At 51.1% G+C, this 16,269-nt stretch carries 14 protein-coding genes; 12 read left to right on the forward strand and 2 right to left on the reverse strand.

Translation table 11 applies throughout. The features are described from left to right. The first annotated feature begins 93 nt into the window (after positions 1-93). The 3 genes from J4G02_12575 (at position 94) to hinT (ending at position 2,770) form a co-directional block, all read left to right on the forward strand. Positions 94-1,101: a Gfo/Idh/MocA family oxidoreductase gene (locus J4G02_12575; GenBank protein MCE2395413.1), complete on the forward strand. Its 1,008-nt coding sequence runs from the start codon at positions 94-96 to the stop codon at positions 1,099-1,101. 216 nt (positions 1,102-1,317) lie between these two features. Further along, positions 1,318-2,394 carry a Gfo/Idh/MocA family oxidoreductase gene (locus tag J4G02_12580; GenBank protein MCE2395414.1) on the forward strand — a complete coding sequence of 359 codons (1,077 nt, stop codon included), beginning with the start codon at positions 1,318-1,320 and terminating at the stop codon, positions 2,392-2,394. Between the two features lie 25 nt (positions 2,395-2,419). Beyond that, the gene (hinT, locus tag J4G02_12585) at positions 2,420-2,770 is read left to right on the forward strand and encodes a purine nucleoside phosphoramidase (GenBank protein ID MCE2395415.1); all 351 of its coding nucleotides are present in this window, start codon (positions 2,420-2,422) and stop codon (positions 2,768-2,770) included. A 15-nt stretch (positions 2,771-2,785) separates the two neighbouring features. Here hinT and J4G02_12590 read toward each other — a convergent pair whose 3' ends face one another. Together J4G02_12590 and J4G02_12595 are read right to left on the reverse strand one after the other, a co-directional pair. Then, positions 2,786-4,006, reverse strand: coding sequence for an alcohol dehydrogenase catalytic domain-containing protein (locus J4G02_12590; GenBank protein ID MCE2395416.1), 1,221 nt, complete (start codon positions 4,004-4,006; stop codon positions 2,786-2,788). Positions 4,007-4,041: 35 nt separating this feature from the next. Then, positions 4,042-5,016 (reverse strand): zinc-binding alcohol dehydrogenase, encoded by a 975-nt coding sequence (locus J4G02_12595; protein MCE2395417.1) that lies wholly within the window; start codon positions 5,014-5,016, stop codon positions 4,042-4,044. 552 nt (positions 5,017-5,568) lie between these two features. Between J4G02_12595 and J4G02_12600 the strand changes: the two genes are divergently transcribed. From J4G02_12600 to floA, 9 genes are all read left to right on the forward strand, one after another. Beyond that, on the forward strand, positions 5,569-6,306 hold the full coding sequence (locus J4G02_12600) for a ribonuclease activity regulator RraA (protein MCE2395418.1): 738 nt from the start codon (positions 5,569-5,571) through the stop codon (positions 6,304-6,306). A gap of 33 nt (positions 6,307-6,339) precedes the next feature. Then, on the forward strand, positions 6,340-7,962 hold the full coding sequence (locus J4G02_12605) for a gamma-glutamyltransferase (protein ID MCE2395419.1): 1,623 nt from the start codon (positions 6,340-6,342) through the stop codon (positions 7,960-7,962). Positions 7,963-7,974: 12 nt separating this feature from the next. Continuing rightward, positions 7,975-8,958, forward strand: coding sequence for a hypothetical protein (locus J4G02_12610; GenBank protein MCE2395420.1), 984 nt, complete (start codon positions 7,975-7,977; stop codon positions 8,956-8,958). A 106-nt stretch (positions 8,959-9,064) separates the two neighbouring features. Then, positions 9,065-10,381: an MATE family efflux transporter gene (locus J4G02_12615; GenBank protein ID MCE2395421.1), complete on the forward strand. Its 1,317-nt coding sequence runs from the start codon at positions 9,065-9,067 to the stop codon at positions 10,379-10,381. A gap of 109 nt (positions 10,382-10,490) precedes the next feature. After that, positions 10,491-11,264 (forward strand): 3-oxoacyl-ACP reductase FabG, encoded by a 774-nt coding sequence (locus J4G02_12620; GenBank protein MCE2395422.1) that lies wholly within the window; start codon positions 10,491-10,493, stop codon positions 11,262-11,264. A 368-nt stretch (positions 11,265-11,632) separates the two neighbouring features. Then, positions 11,633-12,706: a Gfo/Idh/MocA family oxidoreductase gene (locus J4G02_12625; protein MCE2395423.1), complete on the forward strand. Its 1,074-nt coding sequence runs from the start codon at positions 11,633-11,635 to the stop codon at positions 12,704-12,706. 476 nt (positions 12,707-13,182) lie between these two features. After that, positions 13,183-14,673: a nodulation protein NfeD gene (locus J4G02_12630; GenBank protein MCE2395424.1), complete on the forward strand. Its 1,491-nt coding sequence runs from the start codon at positions 13,183-13,185 to the stop codon at positions 14,671-14,673. Positions 14,674-14,690: 17 nt separating this feature from the next. After that, positions 14,691-15,173, forward strand: a complete 483-nt coding sequence (locus tag J4G02_12635; protein MCE2395425.1) for a hypothetical protein — start codon at positions 14,691-14,693, stop codon at positions 15,171-15,173. 36 nt (positions 15,174-15,209) lie between these two features. Next, positions 15,210-16,112, forward strand: coding sequence for a flotillin-like protein FloA (floA, locus tag J4G02_12640; GenBank protein MCE2395426.1), 903 nt, complete (start codon positions 15,210-15,212; stop codon positions 16,110-16,112). The last annotated feature ends 157 nt before the right edge of the window (positions 16,113-16,269 follow it).

The raw sequence follows: 16,269 nt of genomic DNA on the forward strand, positions 1-16,269 counted from the left end.
ATCCTTGTTGATAGCGCAATTCACGCGCCTGAAGGACAAAAGAATCCCCGTCCTTTAGGGCGGGGAGTATGTCAAATAACTGAGGAGTCAACTATGTCTAAAATCCGATTGGGGATTATCGGTTGTGGTGGAAATTCGGGGGGACATGCCCGCCGAATGAATGAAAATCCCGATGTCCAGATTGTCGGCACCTGTGATGTGAACACTGACATTGCTAACAGTTATATCGATCGTAACCTACCAGAGTTGGATCCGCGTCCAGCTGCCCACGATAATATCCCAACAATGCTCGGCGAAACAACGCCCGATGCTGTGGTGATTTCTACACCGCACACCCTCCACTTTGAACACAGTATGCACGCTCTCAATGCGGGTTGTCATGTATTGGTAGAAAAGCCGATGGTAACAGCAGCACCGGACGCATATACATTAGCTGAGAAGGTCAAAGAGACGGGGAAGGTCTTTACTATTGGCTATAATACGCCTTGCTCGGCGAACTTTTACTATGTGCGTGAATGTATCCGAAATCAAACATTTGGCAAGTTGGAGTTGGTAACAGGCTATATCACACAGAACTGGCTACGCGCAACAAAGGGAGCGTGGCGACAGGTTCCTGAGTTGTCCGGTGGTGGGCAAGCGTATGACAGTGGGGCACATCTGTTTAACAGTCTATGCTGGTCCGTTGAATCCAATGTCGCGGAGGTCCATTCCTTCATAGACAATTGTGGTGCGGCGGTTGATATCAACAGTGCAACCAACATCCGGTTTGAGAATGGAGTTTTCGCGAGTATTGTTGTCAGCGGCAACTGCCCAAGCCCCGGTGGCACCCACATGGCGTTGATTTTTGATAACGGTCGAATTGAAGTTGACGGTTGGGGTGGTGGCTGGATTCGTGTCTACGAAGGTGGAGAACAGCTTGATCCGCCGCCGATTACCGAGGAGATGTCCGCAGGGTCACCGGATGACAATTTCATTGATACTATTCTTGGTCGTGCTGAACCTCGTACTAGTCCGATGAACGGGATTATCCAATCGGAGTTGATGGACGCTATTTACGAGTCGGGACGGACCGGGCAACCTGCTAAGCCTGTACGGAGATAATAACCTTGGCTCATGCCAAAAGAAAGGGCAGATACAAAAAGCGTGAGGCTCATGTAAAAAGAAAGTGCAAAGCACGAGGATAAACCGAGTTTTTTCTTGAAAACTCGGTTTCTGTTGCACTAAATCTTAACATGGGCGAAGCGTGATAGGTGAAAATCATTGGTTCATTTTGTTTTTACGCATCACGTTTCACGTTTTCAGGCACGGAGGACAGCTATGCAAACATATCGCGCGGCGGTTATCGGTTGTAGCCGGATGGGTGCCTTTATCGACAACGAAAGGGTTGGGCATCTTGCATCTGAGGTGGCAAGCTATCTAGCGCAGAATCTCCCAGTATCACATGCTGCCAGTTTTTTTGCAGAGGAACGGACAGACTTAATCGCCTGTTCTGACCTCCGCACTGAGGTGATGGCGGAATTTGGAAGACGATATAACGTCCCGGCTGAACGGCAGTATACCGATTATCGGGAGATGCTTGAAAAGGAGCAGCCCGACATCGTGAGTGTCGCAACGCAGCCCGAACACCGTGCGGAAGTCGTTATCTATGCTGCGGAGCACGGCGTAAAAGCCCTCTACGCGGAAAAAGCGATGGCAGCATCGATGGACGAAGCGGATGCGATGGTGGAGGCGGTCGAACGTAACGGCGTCGCGTTCAATTTAGGCACCAACCGTCGTTGGGATACCGGCTTCGACAAGATGAAAGAGATCATTGATAGCGGGGAGTTGGGTGCACTTCGGACGTTGATTATTTACGGCAATGGATCGCTTTTCAACACCGCTAGCCATAACTTTGACCTCATCCTGCGTCTCAACAGCGATGCGCCTGCGTCTTGGGTTTCGGCACACCTTCCGGAGGGAGACACAATTATTGATGGGAATATCGTGCGAGAGGATCCAAGCGGACAGGGGATGATCCAGTTCTCAAACGGTGTCACAGCGCACGCCCTTCTCGCACAGCTCGGTTGGGAGGCAATCTGTGATAAGGGAAGCATTACGAGCTTCAGAGATGGTGCGATGTGGCAAATCCGCCGTCAAAACAGGCTTGAGTCTTTCCCCAGATTTGAACGCACCAGCAGTGGGGCGAATATCGTCAAAGACCTTGTCCATGCGTTGGATACAGGTGAACCGACACGCGGCGGAGTTCGTGTCGCCCACGCAAGCACGGAGTTGATTTTTGCGTTTATGGAATCCCATTTGCGGAATGGTGAACGTATCGAACTCCCATTGAAGGGAAGCGAGCTGCGCTTACAACGAGACCGTGCTCCGAGACAGCCGAGATTTCAGCCACAATAAGCAACCGTTGCAAAGAGGAGGCCCTATGGCAGAAGAAACGATCTTCAGTAAAATTATCCGAAAAGAAATTCCTGCCGACATCGTGTATCAAGATGATTTGGCAACTGCCTTCCGGGACATCAACCCTCGTGCGCCCACGCATATCTTGATTATCCCGAACAACTTGATCCCTACCGTTGACGATGTGACCCCTGAAGATGAACAGGTGCTAGGACGACTGTTCATAGTAGCGTCGAAGATCGCAAGAGCCGAAGGAATTGCTGAGGATGGTTACCGTTTGATTGTCAACTGCCGGCAGCATGGCGGACAAGAGGTTTACCATCTGCACATGCATCTTCTCGGAGGTCGTCCATTGGGGCGAATGGTTGCGGATTAGTAGCGCTGCGTTTCACTATCGCAGGTCGAAGATGGTTTTCACCGCACCGGACCTCCCGGTGGACATCGCAGCTTGGATAGCTCGGCGATACTCTTTGAGTGAAAACCGTTCGCCGATTAGCGGGAGTAGCCTATCCCCCATCTGCTCTAACAATCTAATTCCGAGTGTGAAGGTCCGAATTTTCTCGCCTGCATAGCTTTCCACTCCGTAGGTATATGCGCCACTGACTTCCAATTCCTTATACCACACCGACGTCCAATCGATATTTTTCGGGATAGCGGGCATTCCCACAAGCATAACCCGTCCTTGCGCCCGCGTAAAGCGCAGAGCGTCGTCAATCGTCGTAGCAGATGCGACGCAATCAAACGTCACGTCAACACCGCCGAGCAGGACCGGTTTACCCAGTTCTGGCTGATAACTCTCCGCCCCTGTTAAGCCGCAGAAATTTGTGTAGAGCGACTTGTCGGAGGAGAGGACTTCATCTGCACCGAGTTCGCGTGCGAGTTGACGCTGATGCGGGTATTTGGCAACAATTAGGATGCGGTTCTGTTTCCCAATTGCCCGGATTGCCGCAACGGTGAGTAGCCCGACCGTCCCCGCACCGATGATTAGGACTTCGTCTGTGTCCTTGAGGTTGGCTTTCAAAACACCGTGCAGCGCACAGGCAAACGGTTCGAGAAGCACTGCGATTTCATCGGAGAGCGAGTCCGGTACGCGGTGGATCTGGTTTTTATGGGCGAGAAAGTAAGGACTCCAGCCCCCGCCGGTGTCATGGCAGTATCCTGTCTGAATGCCTGCGGAGATATTCCCTCGCGTGATATTCTCGCAGTTCGCAAAATGTCCTTGGCTGCACTGGTAACAGACAGGACCGATGCCGCGGATTTCGCACGATAACACAGGCTCTATCACAACACGGTCTCCAACCGCATATCCCTCAACCCGCTCCCCTATCTCCGCAAGTTCTCCCACTACCTCATGTCCAAGTACAAATGGACACGAGGTGAAGGGCGAGAAATATGGGCTGCCCTTTGCCATGATAGTGGCAAGATCTGAGCCGCAGATCCCGCTCAACCGTGTCTTGATCTTTACCCAATCCGGAGTCGGCAGTTGTGGTTCATCAATCTCAGCCAAACGGATGCATGAAGCACCGGAGGTATAAAGCGACTTCCAGTGTTTGCCTAAGAGACGCACCATTAGATAGCGTGGCACGCTTTTGATGTATTGAATAGCTTGCATGGTTTTGTGAAATGGTAGCGGGTGGGTGTAAAGTCCTACTCAAATGCTACGCCCAGCTTGACGCTCTTTTCGGGATGGAGATCCATCTCCTCGTACGCTTGGGCAGATTCGTCGAAGGGCACTACCGGGGAAACAATCTCCTCACAATCAAACCGTCCTTCAGAAAGCCACTGCCAGCAGTGGTCCGTAATGCGTCCGAAATCCCATCGTGGATGGTCGCGATTGGGATCACTACACGCACGGGCAAAGATTAGATTTGGAATATCGAAATGTGCGACAGCGCCGAGGTCAAGTCCGCCCTTACACTCCTTCATCCAGCCGACGACCGCGACATTACCGCCATACGCTAACCCACGGATTGCACCGTCCAACGCTTGATAATTCGCACTTGTCTCAATCGCGACATCAATCCCGAGTCCGCCGGTCGCTTTCTTCAATTCCTCCCCGACATCGACGGCAGTTGGATCGAGTGAGAGGTCTATCCCGATGTTTTCAACGACTGCCCGTCGCTTGGCGATTGGGTCCACGGCAGCGACAAAGGACGCACCAGCCATCTTCGCCATTTGTACTGTCATTTGACCGATCGCGCCAAGTCCGAAGACGGCAACTCTGTCCCCAAGGCGCACCTGACCATCCCGAATGCCGGCAAGGGCGAAATGTGCTGGGTCGTAACAGACCGCCTCTTTCCACGCCATTCGGTCACTCATGCGTAAAGCGCGTGCGGCGTCCCAGGTATGCGTCTCTCGGAGGTTGCCATATCCGGCGACCCGATCACCAATCGAAAACCCTTTGACACCTTCGCCGATTTCGCTAACCCGACCAACGCACATATTTCCCAGACCCATCGGAAATGACGCACCGCGAAATCCGTGATACCCCGTCAACTCCGTGCCGCGTTTGGGTGCGCCAAAGTCCACTTTGATACGAATATTTCCAACTGGTAGAGGTCCCTCGTCGTAGTCCTGTAAAACTGGTTGCTGCACAGCAACTGCGACTAATTCTTTTGGCATTTTGTTCTCCTTCGCTTTAATTTAATTTCGATCGCCCTACTGGGACTATGTTAGTTCATTGGTTGGTCAGTGCAATTGCAATAGGCACGCTACACTGTGCTGTAGCTTGCACAATGGTTACGGCATACGAAGTATGCCTACTACTATTAATTTAAGTTATTGTAACCTAAGTTGCTGGTGATGTGCGGCGCGATAAAATGGATTCTTATACCCGTAAGTCGGACAAGATGCCTGACCCCAAAAGCCCCAGAGGGGCGATATGTATATAGCATATCGGTAAACCAATTCCCCTAAGCCCCAGAGGGGCGACATGTGTATCGTAAATTTGGTTATTTCTGATAGATGTCGGATATGAAAATCCGACCTACAGATTTTCTAGCAACTTGTGTTATTGTAACATTGCAGGCAAATAAAAAACAGAGAATTGTGCATAGGAGATTCGGATTTCTCTGTTGACGCCTCGCCGAAAATCTGCTAAAATCACGAGCGTGAACAATAGGCGTTTGACGCCAAATCTGTTCGCGCTATCCGATTCCAGACACAGGAGAAACCATGATAAACACGCCAGACATCGAGCGCCCTCCCAAACAACTTATTGAAACGCTCTCAACTATCAGCAGCGCTACCGCTGCCGGTGAGCTTTGTCGCCTAGGTATACGCGATCCCCAAATTTTGGGTCCCGTTCCTCGCACCCCCGGCAAGGCAGTTGTTGGGCCAGCACTCACCCTGCAATTTATGCCCAAACGCGAAGACATCTACGCTGTCGATGAATACAACGACCCCGAAAAACAGCTCCACCGCCATGCACTCTATCACGCCCAACCCGGCGATATCATCGTCGTTGACGCTAGAGGTGACATGAGCAGTGGTGTTTTCGGCGAGATGATGTTGACCTTTTTCAAGGGGCGCGGCGGTATCGGTGCCATCGTAGATGGTTGTATCCGGGACTTTCCCTACGCACAGACTTTAGGGTTGGGATTGTGGCTGAAGGGAACGACCCCCAATTTCCATACGCAAACGAACATCTATCCCTACGCGGTCAACGTTCCAGTTGCGTGCGGCAATACCTTAGTGATGCCGGGGGATATCGTTGTGGCTGATGATGATGGTGCCGTTGTGGTTCCCACTAAGCTAGCACCGGAATTATGTGAAAAAGCCACCGCCCACTCCGAGTGGGAGGACTTTAGTCGCATGAAACTAGCGGAAGGTGGTCACTTACGCAAATACTATCCTCTCAATGATGAGGCGCGGGCAGAGTATGAGGAGTGGCGCAAAACCCAAGAGAAATAAAACAGCGAAGGACTGCTTATAAGGAGAAAATCAATGCCAGATACAGATAAGATAGGTTGGAACGCTGTCAGCAAAGCCGGTGCCGTTGCTGCGGGTGGTGCCGGGGCTGTTGCCGCCGGGATTACGATTTTAGAGGCGGGCGGCAATGCGGCAGATGCAGCCGCGGGGACGATTCTCGCGCTTAACGTCACGGACCATATCGCCTGCTCTATCGGCGGTGAGGTGCCAGTGCTTATATTTGATGCAGAAAAAGGGGAGGTCAAGTCACTTTCGGGTCAGGGCCGTGCGCCGCTTTCACAAGAAGCCATCGATTGGTATATGAAAAACGGTATCCCGGCTGGCGATATGAAGATGGCACCCGTGCCTTCGGTGGTTGATTTGTGCATTACGATGCTCCAACAATATGGAACAAAGTCGTTTGAGGAAATCGTGGTGCCAACACTTGCCATCTTGGACGCGGGAGACGAGGATTGGCATCCCAATCTGGCGGTCACGTTACGCCGTATGGTGGAAGAGGAACAGATTACCGCCGGAGACCGTGAGACGAAACTGCAAGCTGCAACGGATCGCTTTTACGGACGGAACAAGTATCGGAACGATATCGCGGAGGAATTGGAAGCGTTCTACATCAAGAGGGGCGGATTCCTTCGTCGGGCAGATCTTGCCGCGCATACCACGCTAATTGAGGAGCCTGTGAAGGTGGATTATCGTGGGTATACGGTGTATAAGTGTGGAACATGGACGCAGGGACCGTATCTTTGCCAGGCGCTGCGTCTCCTAGAAGGTTTTGATCTGAAAGCTATGGGACACTTCTCAGCAGACTACGTCCACGTAGTCACAGAGGCGATTAAGTTAGCGATGGCAGATCGTGATGAATATTACGGGGATCCAGTCTTTGTGGAGGTCCCGATGGACGGACTGCTTTCCGATGTCTATACCGAGATTCGTCGTCCGCTGATTGATATGCAAAAAGCGTCGTTGGAGGTGCGACCGGGTGACATAGAGAACATGAAGCCGTTGAAAGCAGGGGGCGTATTTCGGCCGGGGGTCGGAGGAACGACGACCTGTGTCGTTGCTGATCGCTGGGGGAATGTAGTTTCTGCCACACCTTCTGCTAACGTCCACCGTGAGGAGCAGATGGGAGGTTCAACGGGTGTGAGTTTCGGTAACCGGCTGCGAAGCCTCAATACAGTTCCGGGGCATCCAAACTGTATCCAACCCGGTAAGCGCCCTCGCATTACACTGACGCCGACGCTTGTTTTGAAGGACGGTAGCCCGATTCTAGCGATTAGTGTTGCCGGTGGTGACTTGCAAGATCAGGCAGCGCTGAATTTGCTCCTTGATTTCATTGAGTTTGATATGCAGCCTGAAGATGCTGTTATTGCGCCGCGGTTTGCTACAGCGCATCATCAAGATTCATTCGATCCAAATCCTAACCGTGAAGAAGCATTCATTCGAGCAGGGGCGTTGACTGTCAGTGATACGGTGGATTCGAGCGTTCAGGAGGAGTTGATTCAGCGTGGGCATCAACTTGAGGCAAGAGCGGGTGCAATTGCGACACCTGTCATGCTTTCTATTGACCGAGATAGCGGGACGTTCTATGCTGCCGGTGATCCGGCTGCGAACCGTCATGCAGCGGGACTAGATGACGAATGAGAGGAAATATCAATGGCTGAACGACTAACCGTTCTATTTTTGCCTCACCCGCTTGGCCCCTCGATGCTTAAACCGGCGAAGGACGATGTGGTGGCTGCGATCGGGGACCGCCACGATTTGCATATTCTGGATTATGATCAGCCTATCGCTCCGCAGTTTGACGGAGTTGACGTGGTTATCGATCACGGTGGTTCGGCCGGGACACGAGAGATGGCGGATGCTGCGGCAGGAGTAGTGCGTCTCTGGCAGATTCTTGGGACAGGTTTTGACCACTTTGATTTGGGGTACTGGCGCTCGAAGAACCTGTCTGTGGCGAACTGTCCGGGGATTTTCAGTGCTGTGGCGCTGGCAGAATGTGCGATGATGTTCAGCCTGATGCTTGCTCGGCAGTATCCCGTCACTCAAACCAATCTGAAACAGGGAGAACTGTACAGACCTGTGGGGATGGAACTTGATGGATTGAAATTGGGTATCATCGGTTTCGGCGCTAGTGGGATAGAACTAGCGCGTCGGGCTGTACCTTTTGGCTTAAAAATGTCGGTGATTGACATCCGTGATGTAGGGGCAGATGAAGCGAGCGAATTTGGCTTGGAGTTTGTCGGAAAACCGGAGGATTTGGACGCAGTCATCGCTACGTCGGATTTTCTATCGCTGCATCTGCATCTCAACGATGAGACACGTCACATCATTGATGCACGGCGCTTGAGTTTGATGAAATCGACAGCTTTTCTCATTAATGTCGCGCGGGGGGCGTTGGTGGATGAAGCAGCTTTGATTGAAGCGTTGGCAAAGGGCGAAATCGCAGGCGCTGGGCTGGATGTTTTCGGGCAGGAACCACCGGATCTGAATTCAGTGGTCTTCAGCCTGCCAAATGTGATTGCGACGCCACATATTTCAGGGGGCACGGATGGCACTTCCCGGAAACGAGCGGGTGCGGCGGCCGAAAATGTTGATAGAATAGCAGCGGGGTTAGAACCATTGTACCTCATATCATGAGAGGTTGTCATCCTCCAGTCGGTAGAGGCGAGGGAAATTACTAGCTGAGAGGGAGGTCCTTTAACAAAGGTTTTGGATGTTCACGAGGAACCCAGAAAATCGTAACCTGAACAAGCGAACTCTCAGCCTCGCTATTCCTAACATCATCAGCAATCTGTCAGTTCCGATGTTGAGTGCCGTTGACACGGCGCTGATGGGCCGGTTAGAAAATGAGCAGTATCTTGGTGCGATCGCTATTGGCGGTATCATTTTCGGTTTCGTGTACTGGGGGTTTAGTTTCCTCCGGATGGGCGTTACGGGATTGACGGCACAAGCCTATGGTGCAGGAGATTCTGAGGAAAGTACACTCATCCTGAAGCGAGGGGTGATGGTAGCCGTAGTAATTGCGCTGCTGCTTCTCCTCCTTCAACCGCTAATTGCGGCGGTCAGTTTTTATCTGATGGATGCTGGCCCCGAGGTTGAACAGCTTGCACGTTCCTATTTCCATATCCGTCTATGCGCTGCGCCAGCCACCCTAACCTTGCATGTCTTTCACGGTTGGTTTCTGGGGATGCAGAATGCCAAATATCCGATGTTGGTTACCATCGTGGTGAATCTGCTGAACCTTGCCTTGAATTTCTTTTTCGTGAAGGTTCTGATGATGACCTCCGATGGGGTTGCCCTTGGAACCGTGATTGCGCAGTATCTAGGGCTGTTATGTACCATTGGACTATTCTTGAAGAGATATAGACACTTGTGGGACGGCTGGCATCTTCAAGGGGTGCTGCATCTGCCCGCTCTGAAGCGCTTCTTTAGGATAGGCAGGGATATCTTGATTCGCACGTTTTCCGTGCTTTTCTGCCATGCGTTTTTTACATCAAAGGCTGCGGCACTGGGTGATACGGCGCTCGCGATCAACACCATCCTATTGCAGTTTATCCATATTATGGCTTACGGCATTGACGGTTTTGCATTTGCCGCGGAGAGCCTTGTCGGCAGGTACAAGGGAGCGCGGGACGTAGTCACCTTAAGACGTGCTGTACGATTCTCGTTCTGGTGGGCGCTTGTCCTTTCGGCGGGATTTAGTCTGTTCTTCGGATTACTTGGGACGAGGTTACTCTACCTATTCACGGACAGAACCGACTTGCTAATCGGGGCGCGTCCCTATCTAATCTGGATTGCAATAGCACCGCCCATCAATTCTATCGCGTATATCTGGGATGGGGTTTTTATCGGTGCCACCGCTTCCACCGCTATGCGAAATTCGATGCTGGTTTCGGCGATGGTTTTTCTAGTCGCATATTTTCTCCTAAAAGGATTCGGCAACCATGGACTCTGGCTGGCATTGACGCTGTTTTCGATTGCACGCGGCGCAACACTGACCTTTTTTGCACCCAAGCACATCTTTTCATTAAGTCCGCCACAAAAACGTGAATTGACGTAGAGATTCCAGCAAGGAATCTGTAGGGAATAACGATCGTTGTTCCCTACGAAAGTGGGTAATTCTACATATCATTGGTTCATAAAACACATATTTTTGGAGGAGGCTCACGATGGTATTAAAGGACCGGGTCGCCATTGTCACTGGTGCTAGTTCTGGCATCGGTCGAGGAATTGCGGTTGAGTTTGCCCGCGAGGGAGCTAACGTCGTCGTTGCCGATGTTCAAGAGGCACCCAAACAGGGCAAATATCATGAGCAAGACACCACGACGCCAACAGTTGAGGAAATCGAGACACTAGGATCCCAAGGATTGTTCGTCCAAACTGATATGTCGGATGACTCGCAGGTCGAACGACTGGTTCAGGAGGCGGTTTCACACTTTGGTGAGTTGGACATCCTTGTCAACAATGCTGGCATCCATATTCCCGGCACTAGCCAAGAGATTACAATAGCCGAATGGGACAAGGTGGTTGGTGTGAACCTGCGTGGCATTTTCGTGGCAACAAAACTTGCCATCCCTCACTTGACAAAATCTCAGTATGGACGTATCATCCAAATCGCTTCCGTTCACGCCTTCGGCGGTGGCGGTGGCCCAGCCTACGCTTCAGCGAAAGCTGCCCTTGTCAATATGGTGCGCGATACCTCGCTGGAAGTTGGGGGATACGGTGTTACGGTCAACGCAATCTGCCCCGGCTATATTGAGACTGCCATCCAAGATTACCTGACACCGGAACAGATTCAGGAAGCGAGCGAGAGAACGGCGATGCCACGTTTCGGTTTGCCGCGGGACATTGGTAGAGCCTCAGTCTTTCTGGCATCGGATGATGCAGAGTGGATCACCGGTGCTTCTTTGCTGGTTGATGGTGGATATGTTGCTGCGCTTTAATGTAAAGAACCAATGGTGCTAGTTTGCAGCTGTTGATAATGTAATGCGTGAAACGTGAAAACCATTGGTTAATCAGTTCATTTAGCCCCAGCGGGGCGACATGTCTATAGTACACCGATAAACAAATACCCTAAAGCCCCAGCGGGGCGACATGTGTATCCTAAGGGGGGAACGTCCAAAAAATGAATGAACCAACCGACTAATGAATCAATGAACTCACCGATAAATCGGGATTCAAAGCGACTTGAACCATGTGGAAACGACTTTCTCACTAACTAGCACCAAAGGTTAAAGAGCTAAGGGTTACGAGTTACACAATAGATATTACACTTTTCATGTCGTAAATCAGATTGGAAAAGGAGAACTTCATGAGTCAGAAAACGTATCGTGCTGCTGCGATTGGACACACCGGTGCCGGTAACTATGGACACGGACTGCATTTGCCGTTTCAGGAGTTTGATAACATCGAGTTTGTTGCTATCGCTGATCCAGACGAATCCGGGCGGCAGGAGGAGATGGAAAAGGCTGGCGTTCAACAGGGTTACGCTGATTACCGTGAAATGCTCGAAAAAGAGGATTTGGACATAGTCAGTGTTGGACCTCGCTGGACGACTGACCACCTTGAGTTGCTGTTGGGGTGTATCAACGCCGGTTGTCACGTCTATAGCGAAAAGCCAATGACGGCAACGCTTGCCGAGGGCGATCAGATCGTGGAAGCGGCAAGTCGGGCAGGGAAAAAAGTCGCCGTGGCACATCAAGCGGTCTATCTGCCATCAATTCAAGCGGTCAAAGGAATGCTACACGACGGGACAATCGGAACGGTTCAAGCGATACACGCACACGGTAAGCAGGACCGACGCGGCGGTGGTGAGGACATGATCGTGCTCGGTACGCACCTTTTCAATATGATGCGCTTTTTCGTCGGAGATGTTGCATGGATGCAGGCGCATGTCACCGAAAATGGGAAAGAGGTTACCCTCGACGATGCACGTGATGCGACAGAGCCTGTGGGTCTTATCGCTGGCGACTGTGTCAACAGTTATTTCGCTTTTGAAAGCGGTGTTTCTGGGTTGTTTGATACCCGAAAGCATGAGGTGAGTGGTGATTACTACGGGATGGAGATTATCGGTGAGGAAGGCAGGATATCAATGCGCGGCGGCGGTGGAGACAATTTAGTCATCTATCCGCATCCATGCTGGTCGCCGGCTAATACCGATCAGAAATGGGAAGCGCTGGAGGTTGATGACACACCTTTTTCTAGTGGTAATAACCTTGCAGTCCTCGATTTGATTGATGCGATTGAAAATGACCGTAAGCCGATTTCTGCTGCAGAAGATGCGGTTGCAGCGTTGGAGATGATTCTCGGTGCTTACGAATCGCAACTTACCGGAAAGCGTGTTTCGTTCCCTATTGCCAATCGGGAGCATCCACTAAAAGGATAACCGTGGGTATAGTTTAAGCATTAGGCTGTGGACTGTAGGGTCATTTATGGTGAATGAGACAAATAAGTGGACGTTTGCCAAAGTCTCCCTCTTTCCCCCTGATAAGGGCACTAGGGGGTTACGGATTTAGGTGGTTGTTTGTGGGTACAGATTTCCTAATCTGTACATGTGCATCGGCAGTGTATAAGTAATTCTAAAATCTACCATAGTTTTACCGTAGGAGGGATTTCCAAATCCCGACAGTCCACGGCAGGGGCGATCTCCCGGTTGCAACTTTTCAAGCAAAATGGTTAAAAAACCGAAAACTGAATAGCCCATGTGGACTGTGTTTGACATTGACGTTACCCTTTTTTCGTGTTAGAATGAGAAAGTAAACTGTTCCGTGGTCAAGAGATCGCCTCGCTACGCAAAATCGACACGACTTGGTAAACGATTTGAACACTCTGGCGGTTATTTCATTGAAGGGGGATAGCGGTGTGTTGATACTACTTGGCAGCCTCCTGTCTTGGTTGGCAGCCGTATCGTCGGATCACGCGCTCGTGTACGTTATCAACATACGAAATGAGATTGGGAATGGACTTCGTGTGTATATCGACAACGGGATTAAGCAGGCATCGGAGGCGGAGGCGGACGCAATTATTTTTGACGTTCACACACCCGGAGGTGCGGTTGGTGCCGCGCGAGATATTATTGATGCAATCCAGCGCACAGAGCTTCCGACGATTGCTTACGTCAACACGGAAGCGATCTCTGCCGGTGCAATGATTTCCTTGTCGTGCGACCAGATTGTCATGAGGTACGGTGGTGCCATTGGAGATTCAGCACCCGTCTCAATTCAAGGGGAGGAATTGAACGAAAAGGCAGTTTCTTATATCCGCGGCAAAATTCGTGCGACAGCGGAACGGGGTGGCAGAAACCCTGATATTGCTGCCGCCATGGTAGATAAACGGCTTTATCTCGTCAGATTGACAGATGGTGAAATTATAACACTAAGAGAGGAAGAATATCTCGAACGGAAGGACCTTGGAGAAGAGATGGACATTATCGCCGCTGGGGGACCTGAGGGGGAGCTGCTGACCTTAACGACTGAAGAGGCGTTGGAGTATAATCTGGCGGATGAGGTTGCTGATTCCGTTGAAGATCTGTTGGCGCTATATCAGATTGTCGAGGTTGATGGGGAGCGCAAAGCTTTAACGGCAGAGGGAATCGCGCAGAAGCAGATGGAGTTTGGTGATGATAATGTCAAAGCAATTAAGTCCCTAAAAGACGCAACACAGGAGGCAGTTTTGGTAACTGTGGCAGACCGGTTTGTCTTTTTTGTTACCAGCCCACTTATTAGTGGGCTACTGCTTACATTGGGCGGACTCGGATTATTTGTGGAAATTCGGACGCCCGGTTTCGGTATTCCGGGGATTGCTGGACTTATTTGTCTTGGGCTGTTTTTCTGGGGGCATAGGCTCCTGAATATTAGCGCGGATTATGCAGCAATCGCATTCATCCTAGGCGTGGCACTGCTTCTGATCGAATTGTTCGTAATACCGGGGTTTGGTATTGCGGGCATCGCTGGTATTGGACTGATGTTGGGCAGCGTTTTCTTTGTATTCCGAAGCGCATATAAATTCGAGACAGCCGTTTTTACACTGTCATCTGCAATTATCCTTGCTTTCGCGCTTGCAATTGCGCTTTCTTACCTGCTGCCCAGAACCCGCGCATGGAATCATCTCGTCTTGAGTGCCGCCATGGATTCGGGCTCAGGGTTTCATTCCGCACCACGAGAGGATTTTCAGGTGTACGTGGGTAAGACCGGGGTTGCGCTTACACCATTGCGTCCTGCCGGTACGGTTCGTGTTGACGACACCCGACTCGATGTAGTCACTGCCGGTGATTTTATCGTGCGCGACACGCCTGTGAAAATCATCAATGTCGAAGGATCGAAAATCTTCGTCGAAGCGATTGATGAAACGTAGGGGTATTACTTAATCCTATGTCATGGTTTCTAATTTTTCTCATTGGCCTAGGGGTTTTATTGCTGTTCATTGAGATTACCTTGCTGCCCGGCTTTGGGGCGGCAGGCATCCCTGGATTGGTGCTAATTGTCGCAGGTATCGGGCTCGCGTGGGTGCAGTTTGGATTGAGGACCGGCTTGATTTATGGAAGTGCTACCGTTGTGTTGACCATTCCGCTGGCGATTCTGGCGCTTTGGCTTTTCCGACGTACAAGGCTTGGAGGGTCATTTATCCTCAATATCGCTGCCAATCGTACGGATGGGTTTCAAGCACCGCCCCAAGAGTTGGTTAACTTGGTCGGTAAATCGGGTAAATCAATCACTCCCTTACGTCCCGCCGGTACTGCGTTGATTAACGATCAGCGGGTCGATGTCGTTACACTTGGTGATTTTATAGGCGCCGAGGTTGAAATTGAAGTGATTCTCGTTGAAGGAAATCGTGTTGTCGTTCGGAGTTTGTGAAAAGTAGATATGTGAAATACAAAAAGGAGGTCAAGAATGGCTCCAGAACAGATGTCTATCCTGTTTCTTGCTATTGTAATCATCGTTGGGTTGCTAGTTATCTTCTGGGTGGTGCCTGTTGGGTTGTGGATTGCTGCCATTTTCGCGGGTGTACGTGTGCGCATTATCGAATTGATTGGTATGCGTCTCCGTCGGGTCAGTCCGCCGGTGATCGTGAATGCACAGATCAGTGCCCATAAAGCAGGATTGCTCCTTGATATGGAACGGTTGGAAGCGCACTACCTTGCGCGTGGCAACGTCATTCGCGTGGTTAATGCATTGATTGCTGCTGACAAGGCAAAGATTGATCTCGGTCTCCAACAAGCGACGGCGATTGATTTAGCGGGACGCGACGTGCTTGATGCCGTTCAGGTGAGCGTTAACCCGCGAGTCATTACAACGCCCAAGATTACGGCAGTCGCGCTTGATGGTGTCCAGCTCATCGCTACGGTACGGATCACCGTGAGGGCAAACATCAACCGACTTGTCGGGGGTGCCGGTGAGGAGACAATCGTCGCACGCGTTGGTGAGGGAATCGTTAGCGCGATTGGGGCTTCAGAGACGTACGAGGATGTTCTGGAGAATCCCGACATCATCTCAAGAACTGTGTTAGATCGAGGTCTTGACTCAGGAACAGCCTTTGATATTCTCTCCATTGATATTGCTGATGTAAACGTTGGAAAGAACATCGGCGCCGAACTACAAACTGAACAGGCGGAAGCCGATCTCGTCGTTGCGCAAGCAAAAGCGGAGGAACGCAGAGCGATGGCGGTCGCACGCAAACAGGAGATGACGGCGAAAGTACAGGAGATGCGCTCCAGAGTTGTTGAAGCGGAAGCAGGCGTCCCACGTGCCATTGCCGGCGCATTTCGAGATGGAAATCTAACTAGTCAGAATTAGAGGGGTTGCTCCCGACGAATCGGGATTTACATTCTAACCCCAAAAGGAGGTTTCAGATGTCTATTCCATATATCATCCCAGCAATGATCGTGATTATTTTTGTTCTTTGGCTAGCTTGGTTTGTGCCGCTGGGACTCTGGATTGCCGCCCTCGCAGC

It is taken from the genome of Candidatus Poribacteria bacterium, assembly GCA_021295755.1.
Taxonomy (GTDB): Bacteria; Poribacteria; WGA-4E; order WGA-4E; family PCPOR2b; genus PCPOR2b.